Source organism: Streptomyces sp. NPDC039609, assembly GCF_055596705.1.
Genome location: NZ_JBVIUJ010000008.1, coordinates 192,044 through 217,363 on the forward strand (window position 1 = coordinate 192,044; position 25,320 = coordinate 217,363).

Annotated in this window: 15 protein-coding genes; all 15 read right to left on the reverse strand. The window is 73.8% G+C overall.

What is annotated here, in order from left to right; genetic code table 11:
• Window positions 1–54: 54 nt before the first annotated feature.
• Window positions 55–2,418: a hypothetical protein gene (locus ACZ561_RS24785; protein WP_470998922.1), complete on the reverse strand. Its 2,364-nt coding sequence runs from the start codon at window positions 2,416–2,418 to the stop codon at window positions 55–57.
• Window positions 2,418–4,589 (reverse strand): hypothetical protein, encoded by a 2,172-nt coding sequence (locus ACZ561_RS24790; protein WP_470998924.1) that lies wholly within the window; start codon window positions 4,587–4,589, stop codon window positions 2,418–2,420. The genes ACZ561_RS24785 and ACZ561_RS24790 overlap by 1 nt, the downstream gene beginning before the upstream one ends.
• Complete coding sequence (locus ACZ561_RS24795) at window positions 4,586–7,030, reverse strand: hypothetical protein (protein WP_470998926.1); 2,445 nt, start codon at window positions 7,028–7,030, stop codon at window positions 4,586–4,588. The genes ACZ561_RS24790 and ACZ561_RS24795 overlap by 4 nt, the downstream gene beginning before the upstream one ends.
• Window positions 7,027–10,425 carry a tubulin-like doman-containing protein gene (locus ACZ561_RS24800; RefSeq protein ID WP_470998928.1) on the reverse strand — a complete coding sequence of 1,133 codons (3,399 nt, stop codon included), beginning with the start codon at window positions 10,423–10,425 and terminating at the stop codon, window positions 7,027–7,029. The genes ACZ561_RS24795 and ACZ561_RS24800 overlap by 4 nt, the downstream gene beginning before the upstream one ends.
• 39 nt (window positions 10,426–10,464) lie before the next feature.
• Window positions 10,465–12,888, reverse strand: coding sequence for a VWA domain-containing protein (locus ACZ561_RS24805; RefSeq protein WP_470998930.1), 2,424 nt, complete (start codon window positions 12,886–12,888; stop codon window positions 10,465–10,467).
• Window positions 12,889–12,894: 6 nt separating this feature from the next.
• A complete protein-coding gene (locus tag ACZ561_RS24810) occupies window positions 12,895–13,440 on the reverse strand; it encodes a Pycsar system effector family protein (RefSeq protein ID WP_470998932.1) in 546 nt (181 codons plus the stop codon).
• A complete protein-coding gene (locus ACZ561_RS24815; RefSeq protein WP_470998934.1) occupies window positions 13,437–14,711 on the reverse strand; it encodes a hypothetical protein in 1,275 nt (424 codons plus the stop codon). The genes ACZ561_RS24810 and ACZ561_RS24815 overlap by 4 nt, the downstream gene beginning before the upstream one ends.
• Window positions 14,708–17,104: a hypothetical protein gene (locus ACZ561_RS24820; protein ID WP_470998936.1), complete on the reverse strand. Its 2,397-nt coding sequence runs from the start codon at window positions 17,102–17,104 to the stop codon at window positions 14,708–14,710. Before ACZ561_RS24820 ends, ACZ561_RS24815 begins: the two co-directional genes overlap by 4 nt.
• Complete coding sequence (locus ACZ561_RS24825; protein ID WP_470998938.1) at window positions 17,101–17,907, reverse strand: hypothetical protein; 807 nt, start codon at window positions 17,905–17,907, stop codon at window positions 17,101–17,103. The genes ACZ561_RS24820 and ACZ561_RS24825 overlap by 4 nt, the downstream gene beginning before the upstream one ends.
• Window positions 17,908–17,983: 76 nt before the next feature.
• Window positions 17,984–18,703, reverse strand: coding sequence for a Crp/Fnr family transcriptional regulator (locus ACZ561_RS24830; RefSeq protein WP_470999331.1), 720 nt, complete (start codon window positions 18,701–18,703; stop codon window positions 17,984–17,986).
• Window positions 18,704–18,941: 238 nt separating this feature from the next.
• Window positions 18,942–21,503, reverse strand: coding sequence for a polynucleotide kinase-phosphatase (locus ACZ561_RS24835; RefSeq protein ID WP_470998940.1), 2,562 nt, complete (start codon window positions 21,501–21,503; stop codon window positions 18,942–18,944).
• On the reverse strand, window positions 21,500–22,969 hold the full coding sequence (locus ACZ561_RS24840) for a 3' terminal RNA ribose 2'-O-methyltransferase Hen1 (RefSeq protein WP_470998942.1): 1,470 nt from the start codon (window positions 22,967–22,969) through the stop codon (window positions 21,500–21,502). The genes ACZ561_RS24835 and ACZ561_RS24840 overlap by 4 nt, the downstream gene beginning before the upstream one ends.
• Before the next feature lie 46 nt (window positions 22,970–23,015).
• Window positions 23,016–23,942, reverse strand: a complete 927-nt coding sequence (mmuM, locus tag ACZ561_RS24845; RefSeq protein WP_470998944.1) for a homocysteine S-methyltransferase — start codon at window positions 23,940–23,942, stop codon at window positions 23,016–23,018.
• Window positions 23,943–23,959: 17 nt separating this feature from the next.
• On the reverse strand, window positions 23,960–24,883 hold the full coding sequence (locus ACZ561_RS24850) for an LLM class F420-dependent oxidoreductase (RefSeq protein ID WP_470998946.1): 924 nt from the start codon (window positions 24,881–24,883) through the stop codon (window positions 23,960–23,962).
• Between the two features lie 55 nt (window positions 24,884–24,938).
• Entirely contained in the window at window positions 24,939–25,319 is a 381-nt protein-coding gene (locus ACZ561_RS24855; RefSeq protein WP_470998948.1) for a nucleotide pyrophosphohydrolase, read from the reverse strand.
• Window position 25,320: the final 1 nt, after the last annotated feature.

A 25,320-nucleotide genomic window follows, 5' to 3' on the forward strand; every position in this document is an offset into this window, starting at 1 on the left:
CCATCCTGACGGAGCCGGGCGGCTCGCGCGTGGTTCTCGGCGCGGTCGCCGGGGTCACGTCGCGTAGTACGCGACGATCACGGCGACGGCCGACACCATCACCGCGACGAGGACGAGGAACACGATCTTGCCGTCACCTCCGGAGGAGACCGCCGGGGGCGGCTCGGGTCGCCGGGACGGTGGCGGCGGGGCGGCGGGGCGGGGTGGTGGAGGGGGTGGGGATACCCCAGGGACGGGTGCGGGGGCGGGTACGGACTCCGGGCGCGTGGCCCGGGGTTGGGGCTGAGGCTGGGCGTAGGCCTCCCTGAGAAGCGCCCGCCAGATGTCCTCGGGGAGTCCCGGCCTCTCGTCGTCCACGATCTGCCGGAACGCGGACCGCGCGGCCGGGACGGGGCTCGACCGGAGCCGGGACAGCAGCGCCACGAGCGCACCGGCCGGGACGTCTCCCTCGTCGAGGAGGGGACGGACGGCCCAACGGTGCAACGCGGCGGCGTTGGCGGCCCGTTCGGCCTCGCCGGGCTCTCCGGGCCGGCTGGAGCGGGGCGTCGTCGCGAACAGCTCCTGTCCGATCACGAGGTCGCGGAACTCCCTGCGCAGCGAGTGCTCCCAGGACGGCAGACGTCGAGCGACCTCCCCCATGAGCAGGGTGGTGACGGCGTACGGCTGGGGCCGGCGGAGCGCGTCGAGCAGTTCGCCGTCGCCCCCGGCCCGTACGTGCGCCTCCGCGTCCTCGGCGGAGGTCGCGAGCCTCCGTACGAGACCGGTCTCCTCGGCCTTCCCCCGCCCCCATGGTCGCAGGAGACGCCGCTGCGCACCGCCCTCGGGCCCGCGCCAGACCGGGGCCACGACGGGCACGTCCGCCGGGTCGTGGGCGGGCGCCGGACCACGGGGAGCGGGAGGAGGGGGTGCGTCCCGCCGGCCCTCGGGGTCGTGCGCCGCACGGGCCTCCGGCACCTCCTTGGGCCCGTGCGCCTGGGGCCCGTACGCCTGGCGCTCGCCGCCGTACGGGAGCCGATCCGCGCGTGGCGCCCCGGGTCCGGGCTCCTCCCGGCGTCCACGGGACTCCCGGTCCTCATGGGACGCCCGCGTATCGCGGACCGCCCCGGCACCACCCGCTCCCCCCTCGGCGTCCCCCGCCGGCCACGCCTCGCGGGGACGCGCGATCCCCTGAGCCTCGGAGGCCCCACCTGCACTGCGCGACCCCCCGCCGGCGTCGGCGCCCCCCGGCCACGCCTCCTCGGAGCGCGAGACGCCCCGCCCCTCGGGGACTCCACCGGTTGCTCGCGCACCCGCGTCGCCGTCGTCGTGCGCGTCCCGCGGCCACGCCGCGCGGCCGGCCGAGTCGCCCCGGGCCGTCCCCCCGGCGCCCGCCGGGCCCCACCCCTCGCGGGGTTCGCTCCGCGCCGCCGCGCCGCCGCGCGGCCCGCCACCGTCGTACGCGTTCCCCGGCCCCACCGCGCCGGAGCGCGAGTCGCCCCATGGCGCCTCCCCGGCGCCCTGGCTCCGCTCGCGCCGGGTCTCCCCCGCCCGGCGGGTCCTCATGTCGTCGAGCGCGGTGAGTGCGCGCTCCGTCGTCTCCAGGAGGGGGCGGTCTTCCGAGCCCGGTACCGCCCGCAGCGCGTCGGCGACCGTGGCCGTCCGGCGTTCGTCGGCCTCCGAAAGGGACCAGAGGTGGTGGTGGACGAGTCGGGTCGCGATCTCCTCCGCGCGGTCGCCGAGGCGTTCGCGCGGGTCGACGCGGCGACGGTCGGTGTTCCGGCTCGCCGCGCCCGCCCACCTGCCGACGAACACGAAGCGCAGCGCGGGCAGTTCGACCGTGTCGTGGCTCGCGAAGGTCCAGCGCCGGTCGGGGAGGAGCCCGCCGAACATGCCGTGCAGTCCCCACAGCACGGGGCACGCCGTGTCCCCACGCTCGTCGAGCAGGGTGAACCTCGCCTTCGGGTTGCGCAGCAACTCCGCCGTCGTCCCGACGAGTTCGGACTCCACCTCCCCCAGGGCGATCGGCCCGGACGCCCGCTCCAGCGCCCGCGCCGGTACGACGGGGAGCGGACCGCGCACCTCGGCCAGAGGAAGCGCGGCCCCCTCCCAGTTCCACCCGTGGAGCCCCAGACAGGTGGCGGGATCGAGCAGCTCCGCCGAGCCGACGAGGGCATGGCAGATCACGGAGGAGCGTCCCCCGGGGTCCGTCCAGGGCGTACGGCGTATCAGCAGGACCCCCGCACGCTGGTGCAGCCGGAGCAGCGCGGGCCGGGTCTCCTCGCCGCTCGCCCGCAGCAGCGCGCCGAAGATCCCGAAGAGCGTCTCCACCTCCTCGTGCGGCGCCGACCAGGCCACGGGACCGAACCCGGTGCTGCCGGAGACGTTCTCGCTGTCCCAGCGGAAGACGATCTGGTCGACCTCGTTCTCCGACCGCGCCATCAGGCTCTCCCCTCGCTCGGTTCCGCCTCGGGAAGCAGCCCGCACATGGCGAAGATGGACAGCAGCGGTGCGAGGACCCGGCGCGACCGGGCCCCGTGGGGGAAGCGGTCCCCCTTGGCCTCCCCGCCGGTCGCCGCGACGAAGTGCAGCGTGCAGCGGGCACAGTCGTCGAAGGGCTTGAGCCAGGCGGAGCTCGCGTGATGGGCCAGGAACGCGTAGGCGTCCCGGCTCTCGGAGCGCAGCGCCTCCCGGTCGAGTGGCCGGGGCAGCGCGCGGCCGAGCCAGCGGTCGACGGCCGGTTCGAAGCGCACCAGGTCGGACTTGTTGACGGCGATGGTCGCGGGCGCGCCCACCAGGCCGCCGTTCTGCCGCGGGATCCGGTTGAGGACCGTCGTGAACGCCTCGTCCCCCAGGTCCCGGCGCGGCAGGCCGTTCTGTTCGCGGACCGGGTCGAGCGACGGCATCCGCAGCGCCCGCAAGGGATCCAGGACGAAGACGAAGGCGTCGACGCCCATCAGGAAGCGGGCGACCTCCCCGTCCTGGGCGAGGTCCTCACCGGCCAGGTCGAAGAAGACGACGGGCCGGGGCAGGGTGCCGCGCGCGGAGACCAGCAGCCCGTCGGCGAACCGGGCGAAGGTCTGCTGGCCCGTGCGGCCCAACTGCCGTCCCTGCTGGAGGCTCTGCACCCGTTCCCGTAGATAGGTGCGGTGCGCCTCGGGGTTGAGCGGAAGGCACTTCAGACCGTACGGCTCCAGGCCGCCGAGCTCGACCTCGCCGAGCATGGCGGCCAGCAGATGGGTCTTGCCCACGGAGGAGCTGCCGACCAGGGCGATGGACAGCGGCTCGCCGTTGGTGAGGTAGGGCACGGGGAGTTCGTGCGCCTCCTCGCCCTTCCCGGCGTGCGGGCACAGGTGGTACGCCTTGCGCAGGGCGTCCTCCCGGTGCCCGGGACGGTGTTCGCCGCTGAGGTCGAGCGGTATCCGATTGCCCTTGGCGTCGATGGTGACGAGCAGGCGCTCGTCGTATTCGACGGGGACCAGACAGTGCGGGCACATCCGCCCCCGCGTGGGCGGCGGGAAGGACTCGGGGACGACCGGGGGCGGCGGCGGGGTCGGATCGGCGTCGCCGCCGCCGAAGAACCGGTCGCGCAGGGAGCGCTTCGGCGGCACCAGGTCGTACGGATTGCGCGGTCCGTCGTACGAGCCGGCCGGAGTCCCGTACGAGGTGTGCGACGCGCCCTCACCCTGCCGCGACGCCCTCGACACCTCGCGCTTGCGGGCGAGGTGGGCGTCGTACTCGGCGCGGCCCGCGCTGAGCGGATCGGCGGTGCCGACCGACGTGGCGAGCGGGTCGGGGACGTGGAGCAGCCGCATCAGTTCGGCGGGGGACGGCCGGGCGGCCGCTTCCGTGGCGAACAGGCCGCTCTGTTCGAGCGCCGCGAGGCGCCGGTAGTCGCCGAGGTCCTCCGGCGGGCCCTCGCCCCGGTCGGGGTGGCCGGACAGCAGGTAGTAGCCGAGCCTGGCCACCGACCACAGGTCGTCACGGGTGTCGGCGACGCCGCGTCCCGTGCGCTGTTCGGGCGAGGCCCAGGGCGCCGCGCCGAAGACCTCGCGGGACTCGCCGGTGCGCAGCGCCGCGTACGGCTCGCACAGCCGCACATGGGTGCCGTCCCAGCGGACGGTGTCGGGTGCGATCGCCCGGTGCACCAGCTCGACCTCGCTCAGGAGGCGTACCGTGAGGGCGAGTTGGGCGATGATCTGCTGCTGTTCGTCACCGCCGAGGCGGTCCCTGCACTCGGCCAGCGGCGTACCGCCCGGTGTCCGGTAGAGGACGAAGGGCTCGGCGCAGTCCAGGTCGAAGCCGATCACCCGGGTGAAGACCTCACCGAACTTCTCGGCACCGTAACGCCGTTCGAGGGCGACGGCGGCGGAGACCTCCCGTTCGAACGTCCCGTACGCCCGTGGGTCGCCTTGCGCGGAGAGCGGCAGCCGGAACTGGAGGGCCTGCCAGCCGGTGCTCAGGGTGACCTGCCGGGCGAGGACGCCGGGCCGGCCGGGGAGTCTGCGGTCCTCGCCGTAGCGGACGGAGAACCGGATCGGCTCCTCGAGGTGCGTACGGAACTCCAGCTCCTCCTGCGGGCCGGGGCGCTGTGGCGCTTCCGCCTCGGTCATGACGCTCCCGCCCCTTCTTCCCTGACGATGCGGACCACGTCGCCGCGCAGCGGCACGAGACGCAGGATCCCCGCGTGGCGTCCCGCGCGCGTCCACACCACGTCCTCGACCGTGCCCCGCCAGATGTCGTCGCCGGTGGCACCCCGGCGCATCGCCTCGGGCACGAACCGGACCTGGCGGCTGGCGGAGGGGTCGTGGGACAGCAGCCGCAGATGCTCCGGGCCGCACAGCGGCACCGTACGGTCGGGGTCGTCGTCGGCCGCGAGCAGCCGGGCGACGGCGTCCGGCGCCACTCCGGTGAGCCGGGCCGCGTCGGGGCGTTCGCCCCGGTCCACGGCGCCGGGCGGCGGGGACGCGGCCACGTCGCGCTCCAGCCGGACCCGGGTCTCGTGGAGCAGCTCCGTCAGCCGGTCGTCGAGCGGCAGTCGGCCGGCGTTCCCGGGGTCGCGTTCGATCCCGGCCCAGCAGCTGTCGAGGATGCGGACGGTGCCGTCGACGAGGTCGGCGACGAGGGTGTCCACGAGAGCGGGTCCCCCGTCGCCGTACCGGCGTTCCAGCCAGGGCGGCGCGGCACCCGTGGCCCGCGCCGGAGCGGGATGAGGCGCCGCGGCCGGGTTGGAAGCGGGTTCGGGGAAGGCGGTGGGGCCGGGCCCCGCCGGCGGATCGTCCGGTACGTCGGACCAGGCGTCGTCCCCCGCGCTGTCCGCCCAGTCCTGCCAGCTCCACGCCGCGGTCGCCCCGGTCACCGGGGCGTCGGCGCGCTCCTCCTTCACCCCGCTGCCCTCGGACCCGTACGCGTCCTCGGACTCGTACGGGTACGCGTCCGCGGTGGCCGCCAGTCCGCGCAGCAGCCGGGCGACGGCGGCCGCACCGTCCGAGCAGTGGTGGCGCACCTCGGCGAAGAGCCAGTCGTGCACCGCGGTCGTGACGACGAGGGTGCGGATCTCCCCGACCACGCGGCCCGCGCTCTCCGGGTCCACCCGGGCCCACCAGTCGTCCACGGCCCGGGTCCAGTCCCGCAGGGCGAGCGCCACGACGGCGACGACGGCCACTGTCAGGGCCACGGCCCCCGCCCAGAGCGGGAGGCCGAGGGCCTGCCCCAGACCCGCTCCTCCGGCGCCGCCGACGAGGCCGCCGAGGAGCCGGGGCGCGGCGCCGGTGCTGCCTCCGCCGTCGAGCCGTCCGTCCGGGGAGCGGTTGGGCCTGCGCCGCAGCATCAGATGGGCGAGGGCCGCGCTCAGGACGCCGACGGCGGGGCCGAGTGCCCAGCCGGCGACGGGCCAGAGCCCCGCCACGAAGGCGAGGACGGCGGTGACCGCCAAGGCGACGGTCCGTGAGCCACCGGCCGTGAACGGATGCTGCGCGGCGAGGCGGTTCCTCTCCTCCCGGCCGCAGATCTCGTCGAGGCGGGCCAGCCGGGCGGCGCTGCCCGCCGGAGCGGTGCGCGCCGACAGGGCGGCGAGGCGGGCGGCGACGGAACGCAGCGGAAGGCCGCGTCCGATCAGCTCGTGGGTGTGGTCGCGCAGCGCGGGGACGATCCCCGCGCGCGAGATCTCCCGTGGCATCTCGGGCAGTTCGATGCCCCGGTCGCGCAGCTGCCCTCGGTGCTCGGCCGTCAGCCGTGTGCCTCCCGCCGCGGCGAACGCTTCGGCGACAGCGGTACGGAGGCGGGCGAGGGCGCCCGCCACCCGCTCGATGTCACCGGGCAGGTCGGGCCTCCGGCCGGATCCGCTGAGCAGACCGGCCGGGCCGCGCACCCAGGTGTATCCCTCGACGGCGTCGTCCAGGGACTCCTCACAGGTACGCAGCAGGATTCCGGCCCGCCCCTGGGCGGGAATCCAGTCGTGCCCGGAGAGGGAGCGCGGCACTGACTCGTCCAGGAGCACGGCGAGTTCGGCGGGGACGGCATCGGTGGGCGCGAGGGCCGGGACGTCGGGTCCGGCCAGGCCCTCGACGGCCTGCCGCCAGGAACGCGCACGGGCCTCGTCGGTGAGGTCGTGCTCCAGGACGCGCGCGGAGGGAACGGCCACGCCGCGCACGACGTCCCCGAGCGCGCGGAGCACGGCGTCGAACACCTCGGGGGTGGCCAGCACGTCGACGAGCGGGCGCAGCGCGGCGTCGTCGGAGTCGTCGAGCAGCCACAGCACTCCCGCGCCCGGTGGCCGCAGCGTCAGCGAGCGGCTCAGGGTCCGCTGCCCGGGGGCGCCGACGGCCAGGCAGACGACCCGTGCGGGGCCGTAGGACGACAGGCGCTCGTGCAGGAGCTGATGGGCGACGAGCCGGTCGGCGTCGTCGAGGACGAGGAAGCGCCGTTGGCCGCGGGACTGCGGGGCGTCCAGGGCGGCGCGCACCGCGCCGTCGGGATCGTGCACCCCGGCTCTCAGGTCGAGGCACACGGCATGGCCGGGCACCGGATGATCCGGGGTCGCGCGGGGGCTCACTCCTCCTCACCGTCCAGGTCCCAGGGGTAGCGGGTGTTCTCGGGCGCCTCGACGGGGTCGGGGGCCGGCCGCGCCGTGGGCTTGGGCTCGCGCGCCGGCCCGGGCTCATAGGACGAGCGGGGCTCGGACGACGAGCGGGGCTCGGACTCGTACCCGGCGCGCGGCCCGGACTCGTGCCCTGCGCGCCCGGACTCGTACGACGAACGCGGCTCGCGCTCGTACCCGGCGCGGGGCTCGGGCACGCGCGGGGGCTCCGCGGGCGGGCCGCTCGGGGCGTGGCGTTCGAAGAGCGCGCGCAGGTTGGGGCGGGTGGCCAGGCCCGCCCCGGAGAAGCGCATGTCCAGGGCGCCGGGGAAGGTCACCTCCCAGAAGTGGCGCAGCGGCGCGAGCCACTGCGTGTACTCCTCGCCGTACTCGGCGGCCAGCTCCTCGATCAGGACGAGCTGGCGCGGCGCGACCTTCTCGACGAAGTGGACGAAAAGCGGCGAGGGGCCCGCCGGTGTGGTCGCGAGGCCCTTCGGCAGGGCACGCATCAGCCGTTCGCAGAACTCCTCGATGATCCCGCCCTCGTCGAGCAGCGCCCAGCGTTCATAGGCGCGCAGCAGGCCCGCCCAGCTGGAGAGCGCCCCGTCGAAGCCCTCCAGGCGCAGCGACATGGTCGCCGACTCGCCCTCCTGGAGCCGGATGCGGACCAGTTCCGGCGACTCCGCGGGACCCTCGATCCTGATGTGTCCGTTCCACATCGCGTTCAGCAGCCGGTGCAGGATCCGCTGCCGGTCCTCCTCGGTGGAGACCAGCCAGTCGTCCTGGTAGCCGAGCCGCTGCCGCCAGTGCAGGAAGTCGTCCTCGCCCGCCGAGTCCCGTGCGTCGGCCCAGAGTTTGAGGACGCCGCGGACCTCGGAGATGTCGGTGAGGTTCATCCCGCTGCGGAACAGGACCACGGTGAGGGAGTCGGTGTCCACGGCCCGGTACTCCTGCGTCGCCCCGGCCGGCAGGTTCAGTTCCGCGCCGAGGTACTCGGCCGCGCGGGCGTCGGACTCGCTCGCCGGATGCACGATGAGGATCTTCAGCGGCCCGCTGCCGTCCGGGCTGAAGCCCAGTGGGAGCAGCCCGGCGATACCGGAGCGGAACTGCTCCAGCCAGCGGACGTCGATCTTCGACTCGGCGGCCTCGTCCCCGGACGCGGCCCGCAGCAGCAGCTCCATCGAGGGCAGCAGGGGGCGGGTGTAACGGTCCTCGTTCGCCTCGCCGAAGAGCCGCTTGACGCGCTGCTCGACGACCTGCTTGATCACCTTGACAGGGGCGCCCGGCGAGTGGCGGACGGCGTCCAGGGCCGAGCGCCAGTCCTCGGGCCGGACCAGCCGGCCGAGGAGGGTCGCGGCGTCGACGTTCTCGGGCAGCCGCTCGCTCTGCGCGAGCCGGTCGAGGACGTCGTCGTAGAAGGCGCGCAGGCTGTTCTGCGGTGGCAGCAGATAGGTGATGCCGGTGCGGTCGTCCCGGTAGAGCTCGCGCCTGCGGTCGGCGAAGAGCCGGCCCTCGTCCTGCTCATGGGCACGGAGCGCCTTCGTCAGCTCGCCGAGGTCGTGGACGATCCGGTGCAGCGCGTCGCGCCACTGCGGCTCGCCCGCCTCCCAGCCGCTGTGCCACAGCTTCCGCGCCCGCCACTGGTACCAGTCCTGCTGTTCGCCCAGCGCGTCCTGTACGTCGGGATCGGTCCAGCGCGCCGGTACGAGGCCGGCGGCGCTGCGCCTGATGTGCGGGATCACGGGAGACGCGGTCTGGACGTGGGCGGGCCGTTCGGGGATGTTGCGCCGGTTGTCGAGCATTCCGGTGAACCCTTCCCTGGCGACCCGGTCGGGGTGTCCGGGCAGCCCGTTCAGGACGGACTCCAGCTGGAAGGGCCCGATCTTGTCGAGCAGTTCACGGGCTCCGGTGCTCGGTTTGAACTCCTCGGTGAGGCGCGGGACTTCGCGGTCGAGCTGGCCCTCCAGTCGGGCGAGCGAGTCCTCCATGTCGCCGAGCCGGTCACGCAGCGCCTTGGTGATCGCCCGGTTGCCGCGCGGGAGTTCCTCGGGATCGGGCACGTCCGGGGCCTCGCGGGTCCACAGCCGGCCGATGCCGGAGCGGTTGAAGAGCTCCCGTACGAGTTCGGGGGACTCGGTGGAGGGCCGGCGGGCCTTCTCGGTCATGCCGCGGACGGCCTGGGCGAGGAGGCGGGCGGCGACGATCTCGGCGAGGTCGTCGACCGGCACGGTGAGGGAGGCGGCGAGGCTGCTGGACATGCCGCGGTAGCCGATGCCGGTACGGGCGGGGGTGGACCGCTCCACGCTCTTGTTGACGAAGCTGGCGGCGAAGGACTGGTAGTCGTCGTCGCTGCCGTGGTTGCCCGATCCGGTGTCCTCGCCGAGTTCGGTGCCGATGAGGGACATCACCATGGCGGTGATGGAGCGGCGCAGGTCCTCGGGCCGGATCACCGACGGCTTGGAGAAGAGGAAGGCGGTCTGCACGGTCGAGGGCCGCAGCGCGACGACGCCCTCCCCCGGGTAGTGGACGCTGATCCGGCTGCGCTGTCCGATGTCGCCGACCTCGTCGAGGGCGTTCGGCACGTTCTGGTCGTCGACGAGCCGGGAGAGGTCCACCAGGGCACGGGCCGCGTTGAGTTCGGCCTCCCGCCCCCCGCCCGCCTCGGGCGGGAACGCGGAGGGCATGACCACCAGCGGATAGATCTTCACTCCGCGCACCTTGGCGTGGCGGAACTCGTGCCCGATGAGGTGGAGGAAGTCGTAGAAGATGCCGGCTCCGGTGCCGCCGGCCACCGAGAAGGCGACGAAGACGTCGCAGCCTCGGATCCGGCCGCCACCGACCCGCTGGAGGTCCCCGGCCGCGGTGCCGATGGCGCTGATCGCCTCGCGCAGCTGGCGCAGGACCGGTTCGAGGCCGGAGCGCATCGTCGCGAACAGCGCGGCGCGGCCCACGGTCGGGAGTTGGCCCGCGCCGTCGTGCAGGGGGGCGACCCGGGGCTGGCGGGCCTGCGGCGGCAGCCAGGACCGGGTCTCCTCGTGGAGGGCGATCCGCAACATGCGGGTCACTTCGGGCGAGGAGTCGAACTCGGCCGGCAGCAGGTCGCGGATCACCCTGGACGTACGGGCGTAGGCCTGGCTCTCCGCCCCCCTGGCCCGGAACTGCGGCTGCTGCCGCAGGTCGCCCTCGCTGAAGTCCGCGTAGACGAACTGGAGGCATTCGGGCAGCTGGAAGGGGAGCCGCTTCCCCCCGTCGACGAGGTCGGTGCCGTCGGGGCCGCACAGCTCTCTGCGCAGGCTCCGCTCGAGTTCGCTGCCGATGCGTGCGCCGGTGCCGCCGAGGCCGACGAAGAGCATCGGCTGGTAGATCTTCATGTCGTGTCTCCCCTTGGGACCCTGTGCTGCGTGGTCCGGTCAGAAATTCGGGTCCCATGTGCTGGTGGTCGTGGGCTGCTCCCGGCGGCCCTCGTCGGTGTCGGGCGTACGGCTCCGGTCCCGGCCGGTGTCACGGTCGCCGGAGGCGGACGTACGGCGGCGGGGGACGCGGGGGCGCCAGCCGCCGGTACCGGGTGCGCGGTCCGTGCGCGTCGATCTGCCGCTGCCGCCCGAGCCACCGGATCCCGCTTGTCCGCCACGGCCGGTGCGGCGGCCGTCTCCGACGATGAGCTCGAAGTCGTCGAGCCCGGCCGGTACTCCGGGGCGTACGGAGAACTCCCGCCCCCCGTTCGGGCGCAGCAGCAGTTCACCGGCGCCCGTGCGGCGCAGCCGGTGGGCCGAGGACGCGCCGCGGGCGCGGCGCAGCGCGGGGGCCGCGCCCCTCGCCTCCTCGACCGTGAAGAGGTACTCGCCTCCGCCGCTCTGACCGTTGCGGACGGTGAGCGTGCTGAGGGACTGTCCGTCGCGGAGGAGTTCGAGCCGGACCCCGGTCAGGTCCTTGCGACGGCTGCGGGCGACCAGCCGGATGCCCACGACGGCGCCGGCGAGCAGGACGGCCGCCGCCCCGCCGATCACCGCCCACCGCCACGTGTCCCACCAGGTGGGTGGCGCCTCGACGCGTACGTCGAGGAAGGCGGTGTCGAGCACCTGCCCGGCGCCTCCGGTGTCCAGGACCTCGACCAGGCCGCCGAGTTCGCCGACGGGGGTGCCCTTCCCCACGGTGACGGTGAAGTCGAACCGGGTCTTTCGGCCCGCTTCGGCGGTGACCGTGGCCGGGGACACCTTCAGGTCGGCGCCGGCCGCCTGGTCCTTCAGGGCGAGGCGCAGGGTGTGCGGGCCACTGTCGTTGTTGGTGATGTCGAGGGTGCCCCGCACGGTGTCTCCGGGGTGGACGCTCACCCGGTCGACGGCGAGCCCGGCGGTGACCGCGGGGGTGCCCTCCGACCGTGTGGTGTTGAGCGGGCGGCGGTCGGAGGTGACTCCGGGCGCCGCCATGTCCGTGACCAGTGTCAGGTCGCCGGTGGCGGTGGCGGGAACGGTGATGCGGCCCGAGAACCGGACGTCGCCGGCCCTGCGGTCGGGGGCGCGGCCGTCGTCGGTGAGGCGGACGGTGACCGGCGCGAAGCCCGTGCCGGTCAGTACGGCGGAGACCGTGACGCCCTCCAGCAGCTTGGGGTCGGTGATGACGACCCCGCGCCGGGTCTGCATCCGTACCTCCACGACGGCCTCCTGGCCGGCGCGCGGCGAGGCGGGGTCGAGGGTGACCTCGGAGCGCAGCCGGCCCTGCCAGATCGCCCGGACGGCGACCTCGCGGTCCCGGTGGCCCTCCGGGGCCTCGATGTGGACGCGCCAGCGGCCGGGCATCGGGTTCTTGACGCGCAGCGCCTCGACCGGGCCGTCCTGTCCGCTGACCTCGAAGGTGGAACCGTCGAACTCGCCCTGGGTGGGCACCTTGCGCCCGCTCGGGTCGTAGTAGGTCACCCGCACCTTGGGGTCGTGCTTCCCGACCGTGAGCGAGCCGTCGGTGGCGATGGGCGGGATGGTGACGGACAGGTCGGCGGGCGGCTTGCCGACGGTGCCGTGCGCGATGCGTGCGCAGCGGGCTGCCGCGAAGGTCTCCTGGAGCGCCTTGTCGATCTCCGCCGCGGTGTCGACCACCCGCATCTTGGGGGTGGCCTCGGGCAGGTCGGCGCAGCTGCCGCGGTGGCCGCCCTCGGCCATGGCGGTGAGCGTGGCGCGGTCGATCTCGCCGCCGAAGCCGAGCGGCCAGATCTGGACGGACGCGGCCCGGGCGCGGGCGAGTTCCTCGGCGAGCCGCTTCTCGCCGTTCGCCTGCCGGTTGGCCTTGTCGGTGCCGTACTCCGGGCTGTCGCTCACGTCGAGCTTGCCGTCGGTGAGCAGGAAGACGACCTTGGGCGTGTCCTTGCGGCCGTCCTCGGTGAGCCGGGAGACGGCCTGGCGGATCGCGGCGGGGAAGTCGGTGCCGGGGCCCATGCTCGCCGCGTCGCGCCGGGTCAGCCGCGGGACGCAGTCGCTGAGCCGCTGGCGGCCCGCCGCGTCGGCGACGGTGAGCGGGCAGACCTCCCGTACGGGGGACTGACCGGCCTTCTCGGAGCTGCCGAAGCCGATGACGGTGGCCCGTGAGCGCTCGGATATCTCACCCTGGCTGAGCAGGGCGGCGGCCTCGGTCTCGAGGGCCAGGTCCTTGTCGGCGAGGCTCGCGGACTGGTCGACGACGACGGCGAAGTCGATCGGGTCCGGGCCGTCGTCCTTCGGCGGGGCGGCCGTGGCGGCGGGGGTTCGTGGGGTTGCCGCGTCGGCTCCGGTCGAGCCCGTCGGGCCGGAGAGCGCGAGCAGCGCCCCGGCGAGGAGCAGGACGCCTCCGGTGTTTCTCCACTGCATTGTCTCTCACCACAGTTCGCTGAAGAGGGCCGGCAGGGCGCCGAGCACGAGGGAGCAGACGCCCAGGCGCAGCCACCGGTATTTCGCGGCGAGCACGACACCGTGCACGCTCGCCTGTTCGAGGAGCCAGCCGGTGGCGTCGTCGCCGGACGCCGTGAGCCGGTCGCGCAGCGCGTCCGCGGGCGTCCCCGCCGTCAGGTCCCGCAGGAGGGTGCGGTCGGCCCCGGTGCGGGTGCGCGGCAGGACCACCGAGACGAGCATCAGGACCCCGGCCGTCCACAGCGTCCCGGCCACGACGATCAGGGCGAGACCCGCGCCGGAGGTGGGCAGCGGGCCGCGGTCCCGGGAGAAGACCACCGCCAGGAAGGCGAGGGCGCCGGAGAGCAGGATCGCCGCCTTGGTGTCGGCCCGGCCGATGTCCTCGCGGACGGTGACGAGCAGCCGGTCGGCCATGAAGCGGAGGTCTTCGGGGTCGGGGGCGGGCGAGGGCGTCGGGGGTACGGGGTCGGGCGGCGCCGGGCGCGGCACCGGGGCCGGCGGTGGCGTGGTCATTCGGCGTCCCAGTCGTCGAAGTCGGAGCTGTGCCGGGAGCCGGGCGACCGTCCTCGGTTGCCGTCGCGGTCCCGCTCGGAGGAGGACTGGACGCGGGTCGGCTCGTACACCGGCCGGTCCCCCTCGGCCCGCTCGTCGACCCGCTCCCGGCCCGCTTCACGGCGCTCGCCCCAGGCGCCTTCGTCCGCACCGGCGTCGGCGTCCCCGTCGGCGTCCCCGTCGGGGTCGGCGTCCCACGGCGGCTGGACCGGTTCGGGGAGCCCCCGGTCCAGGGCTGCCCGCCCCCGGCCGGAACCGGACGGGTTGAGGACGTGCCCGGCGACTCCTCCGAGTACGGAGCCGGTGCTCTCCCGCAGGAACTCCAGTACCTGGTACATCGGTTCGCCGATGTCGTGCCGTTCCAGGACCCCGGTGTCGAGGAGCCGGTTGAACACCGCGAGGAAGTCGGCCTGACCCTCGCGCTTCTCGTGCTGGAGCTCGCGCCTGATGTCCCACTGCTTGTCGGGGTTCATCGCCATGTGGTGGGCGATCTGCGCGAGGTCGCCGCGCCGGAAGAGCTCTTCGAGGTCGCGCGCGCGCTCGGCAACCAGCCGCCGCTCGGCCATGTCCTTGAGGCGCTGCTGCTCCATCTCGCGCTCGTCGACCTGCATGGCCACGGAGACCATGTCGCGCTTGCCGATCGCCTCCTTGATGGCGTCGTCCAGGTCGATGAAGACGAGCACACGGGTCCGCAGCCCGAGGTCCGCGCCGAGGCTGAACCGCCCGGAGCTCAACTCGTCCCGTACGGCCTCGTCGGCGCGCTGTGCGTCGGTGAGCCGGAATCTGCGGGACACGGCGCGCAGCCCGTCCAGGAGATCGTCGCGCAGCAACTCGGCGACGTCCCAGACCTGTTGGGTGACGACGAGATGCGGGTCTGCGACCTCCCACTGGATCCGGGCGGCGGCCTTGAAGAAGACCCCGTCGCCGGAGGCCGGCAGGGTGAGTTCGAACTCGGTGACGTTCCGCCCGAGCTGGACCTCGAAGACGGTGTACGGAAAGCCCATCAGGGGCTTGTCGGTGTCCTCGTTGCGGTCGGGCCACATGACCCGGTGGCCGCCGTTGCGGTAGAGGAGGACGGCGGCGATCTGGCCGCTGTCGCGCTTGTACGGGGGCTTGCGCTCGCGGAGCAGCGGGCCTCTGGCCCCGTTGCCGCGCGGGTCCTGCTCCTGTCGTCCCTGCTCCTGGCCCCGGCGCTCGTCGGACGGGTCGCCCTGGTTCCGCGGGTCGTTCATCGCGTCGCTCCTTCCGCGACGGCGTCCCACATCCGGCCCGCCGCGCGTTTGTCCATGGGCCGGTCCCGGTCGCCGACCAGCTCCTTCAGCAGCCCCCGCAGCCGGTCCCGGTCCCGGCGGCTCACACCGAGCAGCGGCAGGAGCCGGCAGACGTGACCGAGCGCCTCCTCGTCCTTGGCCGCACGGCGCAGCAGGCTGCCCAGACCGTCGAGGGCCACCTCGCCGGCGCGGGCGGTGTTGAGCGTGTGGCGCAGCAGGGCGCCCAGCTCCGGCGTGAGTTCGGGGCGGGTGGCGAGCAGGGCGACGAGCAGCGGCCGGGCGGCGTGCGGTTCGAGCTCGCCGACGTCGCGCAGCCCCCACAGATGGGTGGTCCGGAACGTCAGGGTGTCGACCATGGTGACGAGGACCAGGTTGGCGAGATTGTGCCGTCCGTCCTTGAGCCACTCGGTCAGCCGCCGGGTCACCGTCTCGGGCTCGCCCGAGGCGAGGAGCCTGGCGACGCTGAACGCGGCGGCGGAGATGACGTCCACGTCGGTCGCCTCGCGCTCGCGCACCACCCGGGCCAGCCCGTCGAGCGAACCGCTCACGGTGCCCGCCGCCAGCACATAGCCGTGGGCGAGCAGGACCACGTCACGTAGCTCGTCGTCGCCGGCCCACTCCTTCAGGACGGCGACGACGGCGGGCCGCACACGGGGGTCACGCGCCGCCTCGGCGAGCGCCGTGGCGGCCGCCATCCGCGGTACGGCGCCGTCCGTGACCGCCAGCGGGGCGATCAGCTCGCCGAACCCGTGGATCCAGTCCCAGGAGCAGAGCACCCCTGCGGCGATGGAGGCGCGCACCCACACCTCCGGGCGCGGGTCGTCGCAGAGCGAGCGGAGCCAGCGGGAGACCGGGCCGCGCACGTTGTGGTAGCCGTGCCAGATCTCGCCGAGGACGGCGGTGGCCAGCGCGTCGCCCTGGAAGCGGATCGCCCGCACGGGCACCTTGGCGGGACCGAGGTCGAGCTCGCCGTCCTCCAGGACGGAGCGGGCGAGCACCGGGCGGCTGTCGGCGTGGGTGCCGAACAGCCGTCGGCCCGACGGGTGTTCGGGGTCGAGGGTGGAGCCGAGCTCCCAGGAGAGGAGTTCGGCGGCCTCGGCGGCGATGCTGTACGCCGAGCCGTTGAAGACGGCGACGGCGATACGGAACGCGGTGGCGTTGAGGGCCGGCTGCGCCTCGGGCAGGGTGCCGGGGCGGTCCGCGCCGGCGAACCAGGCACGCGCCTGCGCCCGTACGAACGCCGAGCAGTCCTCCAGGAGCTCCTCGTCGGTGAGCTCCTCCTTCTGACGCCGGGCCAGATGGTCGGCGAGCCGGGCGGCCTCGCGCGGCCGCAGCGCGTCGAGGCCCAGGGCCTTGGTCACCTCGGGCCGCCGGGCGAGTTCTCGCGCGGAGTCCAGGGCTCCCGAGGGTTCGCCGCGCAGCAGTTGCCGCAGATGGCGGTGGAGGACCTCGTCGGAGGGCGGCGGCGGGCAGTACATCCCGTACCGTCCGCGCATCAGCCGGTCGGCGAGGTCGCCGCTCTCGACGAGGACGACGCCGTACGCGTCCTGGTCGCGCAGCTGCCGGCTGAACCGGTCGAGGTGCAGTTCGGAGAGGCGGATGCGGGAGCGGCGGGTCCGGTCGCGGGACTCGTCCGGGCCGCGCTGCGGTTCGTGGTCGAGGCGGGCGTCGTCGGACGGCAACTCCAGGAGGTGGCCGCAGGTCCGCTCCAGTACGTCGGTCTCGATCTCGTCCACGCGGTGGCGGGGGTCGAGGCGGGCGACCTTGTGGTCGGTGAGTTCGGAGAGGAGGGCCAGGGCGGTGGCCTTGCGGCCGCTGCCGGTCTCGCCGCACAGGACCAGGAGGCGGTTCTCCCGCAGGAGTTCCTTCATCCGTACGTAGCCGGGAACCTCGCAGTAGATGTCGTCCAGGTGCTGGAGGGTCTCCTCGGGCACCCGCCCCTGCACGATGTCCGAGCGTGTGCCCGGGCTCGACCAGTACTGGGTGATGAACTGGTTGCCCTCGTAGATCTGGCCGTCGCGGCCGATGTCGTACGTGCGGCCCGAGGGGCGGGGTGCGAGGGTGCGCAGGGCGGCGCGTGCGGTGCCGGCGCCGCCGGTGCCGCCCACGCCGTCGACGGGACTGCGGCCGGCCCGGTCGAAGGGGTTGGCCTCGGACTGTTGTTCACCCGCGCCGTCGGCCCGGTCGGCACCTGCTCGGTCGGCACCGGCCCGGTCGCCGCCCGCCCGGTCGGCACCCGCCCGGTCCCCGCCTGCCCGGTCGCCGCCTGCTCGGTCGGCGCCGGAAGAATCGCCGCCGGAGCGGCCGTCGTCCCTGGGCTCGTCCTGGGCCGGGGCGCCGTCGTCGTCGCTCATGCGCCCTCCCCGTGCCGGATGCCGGTGATACCGCCGTGAATGGTGTTGTCCTTGATCACCACGAGGTCACGACCGGCCTGGTAGCTGTCGCCCCGTGTGGGGGCGGTGGGCGGTGGGCCGTCCCCCCGCGTCGGCCCACCGCCGGTCTCTGGGTCACCACGGCCGTCCCCGCCGTCCCGCCTTTCGAACGGCGGCACCGGCGGCGCCGTTCTGCGGGGGATGTGGAACCAGGCGGTCTCGTCGGTCTCCTTGGAGCGCACCCGGGCCTGCCGGTAGTGCCCCGGCTCCACATAGCGGCCGCCTTCGACGACCACGTTGTCGTGGAGCCAGTCGGAGACGACGACGAGCAGATCCGCATCGGGCGCGGCGGTCATGATCTGTTTGGCCGTGGGGCTGTCGCAGAGCCGGCACGCCAGGTCGACCGCGCGGCCGACGAGACCGTGCCCGTCCTCCAGAACGAGCCCCGCGTTCATGCCGACCCGCATCCGCAGCCGCTCCTGGCGGCCCGCGTTGTGCTCGCGCAGGCTCTCGTACAGGGTGTCGATCCACCGGCCGACCATGAACGCCGGCGGAACCTCCGGGCGCAGCGCACCGAGGATGCCGTCGCCGCGGTCCTCCTGGTGGACCGTGCCCGGTTCGACGCCGATGGCGGCGTACGCCTCGCCGAACGCCTCGTACATGGCGGCGCGCATCCGTCGTTTCGTGTCCATGCCCCAGGTGCCCGATCCGACCGCGTCGCCGAAGACGACGAGGCGATGGATCGCTCCCGCACTCGCTCCCGCGCTCGCTCCCGCACTGCTCACTCGGACTCCCTGTGTGCCGTGTTGCCGTGGTGACGGGTCAAGCCTGACCGCACGCGGCGGCCGGCGATGTAGCCGTTTACACACCCGGCGGAGGTTTCTCCGCCGATTTCGTGTGGGGTGATCCGCCCTGGGCCAGCAGCACCAGGACGGGCATGTCGATGACGACCACACGGCGGTTCGCCGTGCGGACGACGTCCTGTTCCCGCAGCAGCCGGAGGGCCTTGGCCACCGCCTCCCGGGTGGCGCCTATGGCCGCCGCCAGGTCGTGCTGGGGAAGCGGAAGTTCGAGTACGGTGCCGGCGTCCGCCCGCCGGCCGGCCCGCTCGGCGAGCTCGACCAGACGTGCGGCCAGCCGCTGGAGCACGGTCTCGGAGGCCAGGGAGCGGCGCTCGACGTCGGCGCTGCGCAGCCGGGCGGAGAGCTGCCGCAGGATCAGCGAGGTGGCGTGCGGATGGGCGGCGAGGAAGCGGCGGAAGCGGTCGCCGGCGATGGCGACGGCCTCGACGCGGCCGAGGGCGGTGACGCTGGCGCTGCGCGGTCGGCGGTCCACCGCGGCGAGGTCGCCGACGACCTCTCCCGCGCCGCGCAGGGCGAGTATGAGGCGGGCGCCGCGCTCGGTCTCGACCGAGACGACGGACCAGCCGGACATGAGGGCGAGGACGTACGCGGTGGTGTCGCGCTCCCGGATCATCACCTCGCCCGGCTCGTAGGCGCGCGGGCTCCCCTCGGCGAGGAGCGTCCTGCGGTCCCGGTCGGGCAGGGCGTGGAGGAAGCGGTCCTGGCCGAAAAGACTCACTGTCACCCACCCCCGCCGCGAAGCCGTGGAAGCCACGTGGGGCCACGCCCGCGCTCGCCTCTGTGTGTTGGTTCCCACCTCATGTGGCGTGCGCAGTCACTCTGTTGACGCTGCGTCACGTAGTGGGGTGAAGAACGCTAGGGGCTGGCGAAGAAGCCCGTCAACGGGCACGGGGGGCGCAGGGGAGCGCAACTATCCATTCCCCTGCGCCCCCCGTGGGGAGCGTGTCACAGACGTGTCACAGACGCGGGTCCACCGGCTCGGACTCCAGTGCGAGCACCGCGAAGACCGCCTCGTGCACGCGCCAGAGCGGCTCGCCCTCCGCGAGTCGGTCCAGCGCCTCCAGGCCGAGCGCGTACTCCCGCAGCGCGAGTGAACGCTTGTGGCCGAGGAAGCGGTTGCGCAGGCGCTCCAGGTTCTCCGGGCGGGTGTACTCGGGGCCGTAGATGATCCGCAGGTACTCCCGGCCACGAACCTTGATGCCCGGCTGGACGAGTCGGCCGTCCGCGCCGCGCACGAGCGCCGCGAGCGGCTTGACGACCATGCCCTCGCCGCCGGCCGCCGTCATCTCCAGCCACCAGTCGACACCGGCCCGCACCGATGCCTCGTCGCCCGTGTCGACGATCAGTCGGCGCGTGACCTGGAGGAGCCCGGTCGGATCGTGCTCCACCAGCCGGTCGAGCCATCCGAGCTGCTCATCGTGCGGCACGGCCGCCAGCGAGCGGCCCCGCGCGGCGAGGAGCTGGAACGGCGCGAAGCGCACACCTTCGAGCCCCTGGGTCGGCCAGCAGTACCGGCGGTAGGCCTCCGTGAACGCCTCGGCGTCCGCCGCCCGTTCGCGCTGCTTGGCGAGGAGCGCGTCGAGCCCGTTCACGCCCCGCGCCGCCGCCTGCTCCAGTGCGCCGAGCGCGCCGGGGAAGACGGCCCGGGAGGCCGCGCCGACCGCCGCGTACTGCGAGCGCAGCAGCCCGGCCGACTTCAGCGACCACGGCATCAGCTCGCCGTCGAACAGAAGCCAGTCCGTGTCCAGCTCGTCCCACAGTCCGGCGGCGCCGATCGCCGCCCGCAGCCGCTCCAGGACTTGCTCGGTGACGGACGGATCATCGAAGAACGGACGTCCGGTCCGGGTGTGCAGCGCGCCGCTCACCCCGGTGACCCCGAACCGCTCGCGCGCCACCTCCTCGGTCCGGCAGACCAGGGCGACGGCTCGCGACCCCATGTGCTTCTCCTCGCACACGACGCGCTCGACCCCGTCCGCCCTGTACTGCGCGAAGGCCTCGGCCGGGTGCTCCAGGAAGTGCTCGTCAGCGGATCCGCCGCGGGCATCCTCCTTCGCGGTCGCCGTCGGGGCCATCGTCGGCGGCAGGTAGGCGAGCAGCCGCGGGTCGACCGCGAACCGGCTCATGACCTCCAGGGCCGCCGCCGCGTTCTCCTCACGCACGGAGACGTTGCCCATCTGCCGGGTCTCCACGATCCGGCGTCCGTGGACATCGGCGAGGTCGAGCGGCCGTCCCTCGTGGCCACCGGGCGCCTCGGTCGCGAGCGGCCGGGCCGGCTCGTACCAGACCTTCTCCGCCGGTACGTCGACCAGTTCGCGCTCCGGCCAGCGCAGCGCGGTCATCCTGCCGCCGAAGACCGCGCCGGTGTCCAGGCAGATGGTGTTGTTGATCCACGAGGTGTTCGGAACGGGCGTGTGGCCGTAGACGACGGTGGCCCGGCCGCGGTACTCCTCCGCCCACGGGTAGCGCACGGGGAGCCCGAACTCGTCGGTCTCTCCCGTGGTGTCCCCGTACAGCGCGTGCGAACGCACCCGGCCGGAGGTCCGGCCGTGGTACTTCTCCGGGAGACCGGCGTGGCAGACCACGAGCTTGCCCTCGTCGAGGACGTAGTGGCTGACGAGCCCGTCGATGAACGCGCCGACCTCGGCCCGGAACTCCTCGGTCTCGCGGCCCAGCTGCTCGATGGTCTCGGCGAGCCCGTGCGTCTCCTGGACCTTGCGGCCCTTGAGCCACCGCCCGAGCTTGTTCTCGTGGTTTCCGGGCACGCAGAGGGCGTCGCCGGCCGCGACCATGGACATCACGCGACGGAGCACGCCCGGGCTGTCCGGTCCTCGGTCGACGAGGTCGCCGACGAAGACCGCGGTACGCCCCTCGGGGTGGTGGCCGTCGACGTACCCGAGCCTCGCGAGCAGGGTCTCCAGCTCGGAACGGCAGCCGTGGATGTCGCCGATGATGTCGAAGGGGCCGGTGAGGTGACGCAGGTCGTTGAACCGCTTCTCCAGGACGACCTCGGCCGCCTCCACCTCCTCGACGCTGCGCAGGACGTGCACCTTGCGGAAGCCCTCGCGCTCCAGCCCCCGCAGCGAGCGGCGCAGCTCGCGGCGGTGGCGCTGGACGACGTGGCGGGGCATGTCCGCCCGGTCGGGGCGCACCGCGTTTCGGGCCTGGCAGACCTCCTCGGGCATGTCGAGGACGATCGCGATGGGCAGCACGTCGTGCTGCCGGGCCAGCTGCACCAGCTGGCGCCGCGCCTCCTGCTGGACGTTGGTGGCATCGACGACGGTCAGCCGTCCCGCCTCCAGTCGCTTGCCCGCGATGTAGTGCAGGACGTCGAAGGCGTCCTTGCTGGCGCTCTGGTCGTTCTCGTCGTCGGCGACCAGGCCGCGGCAGAAGTCGGAGGAGATGACCTCGGTGGGCTTGAACTGGCGGCGGGCGAAGGTGGACTTGCCGGAGCCGCTCGCACCGATCAGGACCACGAGGGACAGGTCGGTGACGGGCAGCGTGCGGGTGGTGTCGGTCATGCCGTGTCCTCCTTCGGGGTCGGGGTGCTGGTGTGGGTGAAGACGGCCATCTGGGTGGGCGGGCCGACCTCGGGATCGTCCGGGCCGACCGGGGTGAAGGCGACGTCGTACCCGTACTGTCCGGCGACGCTCGACGCCCAGTTTCGGAACTCCTCGCGGGTCCACTCGAAGCGGTGGTCGCCGTGCCGGACGTGCCCGGCCGGGAGCGTCTCCCAGCGGACGTTGTACTCGACGTTCGGCGTGGTCACGAGGACTGTGCGGGGACGGGCGGAGCCGAACACCGCGTACTCGAGGGCGGGCAGCCGCGGCAGGTCGAGGTGCTCGATGACCTCGCTCAGGACGGCCGCGTCGTAGCCGGTCAGGCGCTTGTCGGTGTACGCGAGCGAGCCCTGGATCAGCTTCACCCGGCCCGCCTGCCGCTCTCCGAGCCGGTCCAGCCGCAGCCGGCGCCCGGCGACGGTCAGGGCGCGCACGGACACGTCGACACCGACGATGTCGGTGAAGCGCACGTCCTTGAGCAGCGCCTGCACCAACTGGCCCTGACCACAGCCGAGATCGAGCACACGAGTGGCGTCGGCGGCGCGCAGCGCGGCGAGGATCGCCTCCCGGCGCTGCTCGGCGAGCGGGACGGGCTTCTCCTCGGTGTCCGTGGTCTCGTCGACCGCGTTGTCGAGGTCGTCGACGTCCAGCCCGTCGCTCTCGGCCAGGCGCACCAGCTCCAGGCGCTCCATGGCCTCCCGGGTCAGCCCCCAGCGGCGGGACAGATAGCGGCTGGTGATCAGCTTCTGCTCGGGGTGGTCGGCGAGCCAGCCGTCACCGGCGCGCAGCAGCTTGTCGACCTCGTCGGGCGAGACCCAGTAGTGCTTGGCGTCGTCGAGGACCGGCAGCAGGACGTAGAGCTGGTTGAGGGCGTCGGCGAGCCGCAGCTCCCCTTCGAGGACGAGCCGCACATAGCGGGAGTCGCCCCACTCGGGGAACGCGGTGTCCAGCGTCACCGGCTCGGCGTCGACGGTGTCCCAGCCGAGGGGGCCGAACAGCTTGCGGACCAGCTCGGCCCCGCCGCGCGCCGGCAGCGCCGGTACCTCGACGCGCAGCGGCAGCGGCTCCGCGGCCCGCTCGGGCATCGCCTTGCAGGCCCCGTGCAGGGCGCTCTTGAAGACCGTGGCGAGCGCGACGGCGAGCAGCGAGGACGCGGCGTAGGGCCGGTCGTTCACATACTGCGCGAGCGCGGAATCGGGGGCGCCGCCCCGGCCCTTGCCCTTGCCGCGCCGCACCAGACCGATGGGGTCCACCTCGAGGAGGAGCGCGGCCGTGCACCGCTCCGCGCTCGCCTCGGGGTAGAGGACATGCGCGCGGCCGTGCGAGGTCGAGAACGTCTGCGCGTTGTCGGGATGCTTGTGCAGCAGAAAGCCCAGATCGGTCGCGGGACGTTCGGGGGTGCCGGTCGTACTGATCGTTAGGAACACACGTCCGAGTATGGTCCGCCCGCCCCTCTCCGACCAGGCATTTTCCTCAGCCCTGGGCCGGTGTTCCGCCCTGTCGCCCCAGCGCGTCGGCCAGTGCGGCGATGCGGTCGGGGCCGACCCTGCAGCAGCCGCCGAGCAGCCGGGCCCCGGCCGCGGGCCAGCCTCGTATCCGCCCGGGATCGAAGGAGCCGCTTCCCCGCCAGGCCCGGGCCCTGGCGTCCCACTCCTCGCCGCTGTTGGGGTAGACGACCACCGGCTTCCCCGTCGCCGTGGCGGCGATCTCCACGGCGCGGCCCGCGTCCCCCGGCTCACAGCAGTTGATCCCGACCGCGATCACCTGGTCGTTGCCCGCCGTGAGCGCGAACGCCTCCGCGAGCCCCTGCCCGGCGCGAGTCCGCTCCCCGGCGATCGTGTACGAGAGCCAGACCGGCACGCCGCATCCCTCGACGGCCCGCAGCAGCGCCTCGGCCTCGTCGGTGTCGGGCACCGTCTCCAGGGCCAGCACGTCGGGCGCCGCCGCCGCGAGCGCCTCGACGCGCGGCCGGTGGAACCGCTCGAGCTCGGCCACGGTCAGCCCGTACCGGCCGCGGTACTCGCTGCCGTCCGCGAGCATCGCTCCGTACGGGCCGACGGACCCGGCGACCCACACCTGCTCGGCGGCCCCCTCCCCCGCGGCACGGGCCAGCTCCACCCCGCGCCCCAGCAGCCGCGCCGTCTCGGCCCGGCCGATGCCGCGCCGGGCGAAGCCCTCGAAGGTGGCCTGATAGCCGGCGGTGATCAGGACCCGGGCGCCCGCCCGGACGTACGCCGTGTGCGCCGCCGCGATCTGTTCGGGCCCGTCGACGAGCAGCCGGGCCGACCACAGCTCGTCACGCAGGTCGCAGCCCTGGGCCTCCAGCTGGTTGGAGAGCCCGCCGTCGAGGACGAGCACGTCGGCGGCGAGCGCCTCGGCGAGGGTGCGAGCGGGTGCCATCGGGGGTGTCCTTCCCGTCAGCCCAGCTGGGACTGGACGTGGGCGGAGATCAGCTCCAGGTGGTCGAGGTCGTCGAGGTCGAGGACCTGGAGGTAGACCCTGGACGCCCCGATCGCGCCGTACCGGCCGATCTTGTCCACGACCTCGGCGGGCGAGCCCGCCAGGCCGTTGGCCTTCAGCTCCCGCACCTCGCGGCCGATGGCCGCGGCGCGGCGCGCCACCTCCGCGTCGTCCTTGCCGACGCAGACCACGAGGGCGTTGGAGTACACCAGGTCGTCGGCCCGGCGGCCGGCGGCCTCGGCGGCGGCGCGGACCCGCCCGAACTGCCGCTCGCTGTCCTCCAACGAGGCGAACGGGATGTTGAACTCGTCGGCGTACTTCGCGGCGAGCCGCGGGGTCCGGCTCGCGCCGTGCCCGCCGATCAGCACCGGAATCCTGGCCTGTGCCGGCTTGGGCAGTGCGGGCGAGTCGACGAGCTGGTAGTGCTCGCCCTCGTACGAGAACCTCTTGCCGATCTCGGTGCCCCACAGGCCGGTGACGATCGCCAGCTGCTCCTCGAGCCGGCCGAACTTCTCCTTGGGGAACGGGATCCCGTACGCCCGGTGCTCCTCTTCGAACCAGCCCGCTCCCAGGCCCAGTTCGACCCGGCCGCCGGACATCTGGTCGACCTGGGCCACCTGGATGGCCAGGACTCCGGGGAGGCGGAAGGTGCCTGCCGTCATCAGCGTGCCGAGACGGATCCTGCTGGTCTCCCGGGCCAGACCGGCCAGCGTGATCCACGCGTCGGTCGGCCCGGGCAGGCCGTCGGCCGATCCCATGCTGACGTAGTGGTCGGAGCGGAAGAAGGCGTCGAAACCGAGGTCCTCGGTGGCCTTCGCGACAGTGAGAAGGGTGTCGTAGTCGGCCCCTTGCTGGGGCTCGGTGAAGATTCGAAGATCCATGACTCCATCCTGCACCGCCGGGTGGCTGTCAACCTCCCCGGCGGCGGGCCCGCACTCACTCCGAAGAGTGACCGTCTCCCGTGCCGGTCGCCTTCTCGGAGCGGCCCGGGGGCCGGCCGACGGGGAATCGGAGCTCGTTCCGGTCGATCTTCGCCGCGAGCGCGGTGAGCGGATCGACGCCGAGCACCCCGCAGAACTGGAGCAGATACGCCAGCACGTCGGCGACCTCGTCCTCGACCCGGTGCGCCCGCTCCGGGTCCTCCATCACACGGTCCGCCTCGTCGGGCGTCAACCACTGGAAGATCTCCAGGAGTTCGGCCGCCTCGACGCTGAGCGCCGCCGCCAGGTTCTTGGGCGTGTGGTACGGCTGCCACTCCCGCGAAGCCGCGAACTCGGCCAGCCTGCGCTGCAATCCCGCTACATCCAGTTCCGTCACG

What these genes read in the sequence shown, in the direction of transcription:
- ACZ561_RS24785 (WP_470998922.1), bottom strand. Translation starts at nt 2,418, where the DNA reads ATGGCGCGGTCGGAGAACGAGGTCGACCAGATCGTCTTCCGCTGGGAC.
- ACZ561_RS24790 (WP_470998924.1), bottom strand. Translation starts at nt 4,589, where the DNA reads ATGACCGAGGCGGAAGCGCCACAGCGCCCCGGCCCGCAGGAGGAGCTG.
- ACZ561_RS24800 (WP_470998928.1), bottom strand. Translation starts at nt 10,425, where the DNA reads ATGAAGATCTACCAGCCGATGCTCTTCGTCGGCCTCGGCGGCACCGGC.
- ACZ561_RS24805 (WP_470998930.1), bottom strand. Translation starts at nt 12,888, where the DNA reads ATGCAGTGGAGAAACACCGGAGGCGTCCTGCTCCTCGCCGGGGCGCTG.
- ACZ561_RS24810 (WP_470998932.1), bottom strand. Translation starts at nt 13,440, where the DNA reads ATGACCACGCCACCGCCGGCCCCGGTGCCGCGCCCGGCGCCGCCCGAC.
- ACZ561_RS24815 (WP_470998934.1), bottom strand. Translation starts at nt 14,711, where the DNA reads ATGAACGACCCGCGGAACCAGGGCGACCCGTCCGACGAGCGCCGGGGC.
- ACZ561_RS24820 (WP_470998936.1), bottom strand. Translation starts at nt 17,104, where the DNA reads ATGAGCGACGACGACGGCGCCCCGGCCCAGGACGAGCCCAGGGACGAC.
- ACZ561_RS24835 (WP_470998940.1), bottom strand. Translation starts at nt 21,503, where the DNA reads ATGACCGACACCACCCGCACGCTGCCCGTCACCGACCTGTCCCTCGTG.
- mmuM (WP_470998944.1), bottom strand. Translation starts at nt 23,942, where the DNA reads ATGGCACCCGCTCGCACCCTCGCCGAGGCGCTCGCCGCCGACGTGCTC.
- ACZ561_RS24850 (WP_470998946.1), bottom strand. Translation starts at nt 24,883, where the DNA reads ATGGATCTTCGAATCTTCACCGAGCCCCAGCAAGGGGCCGACTACGAC.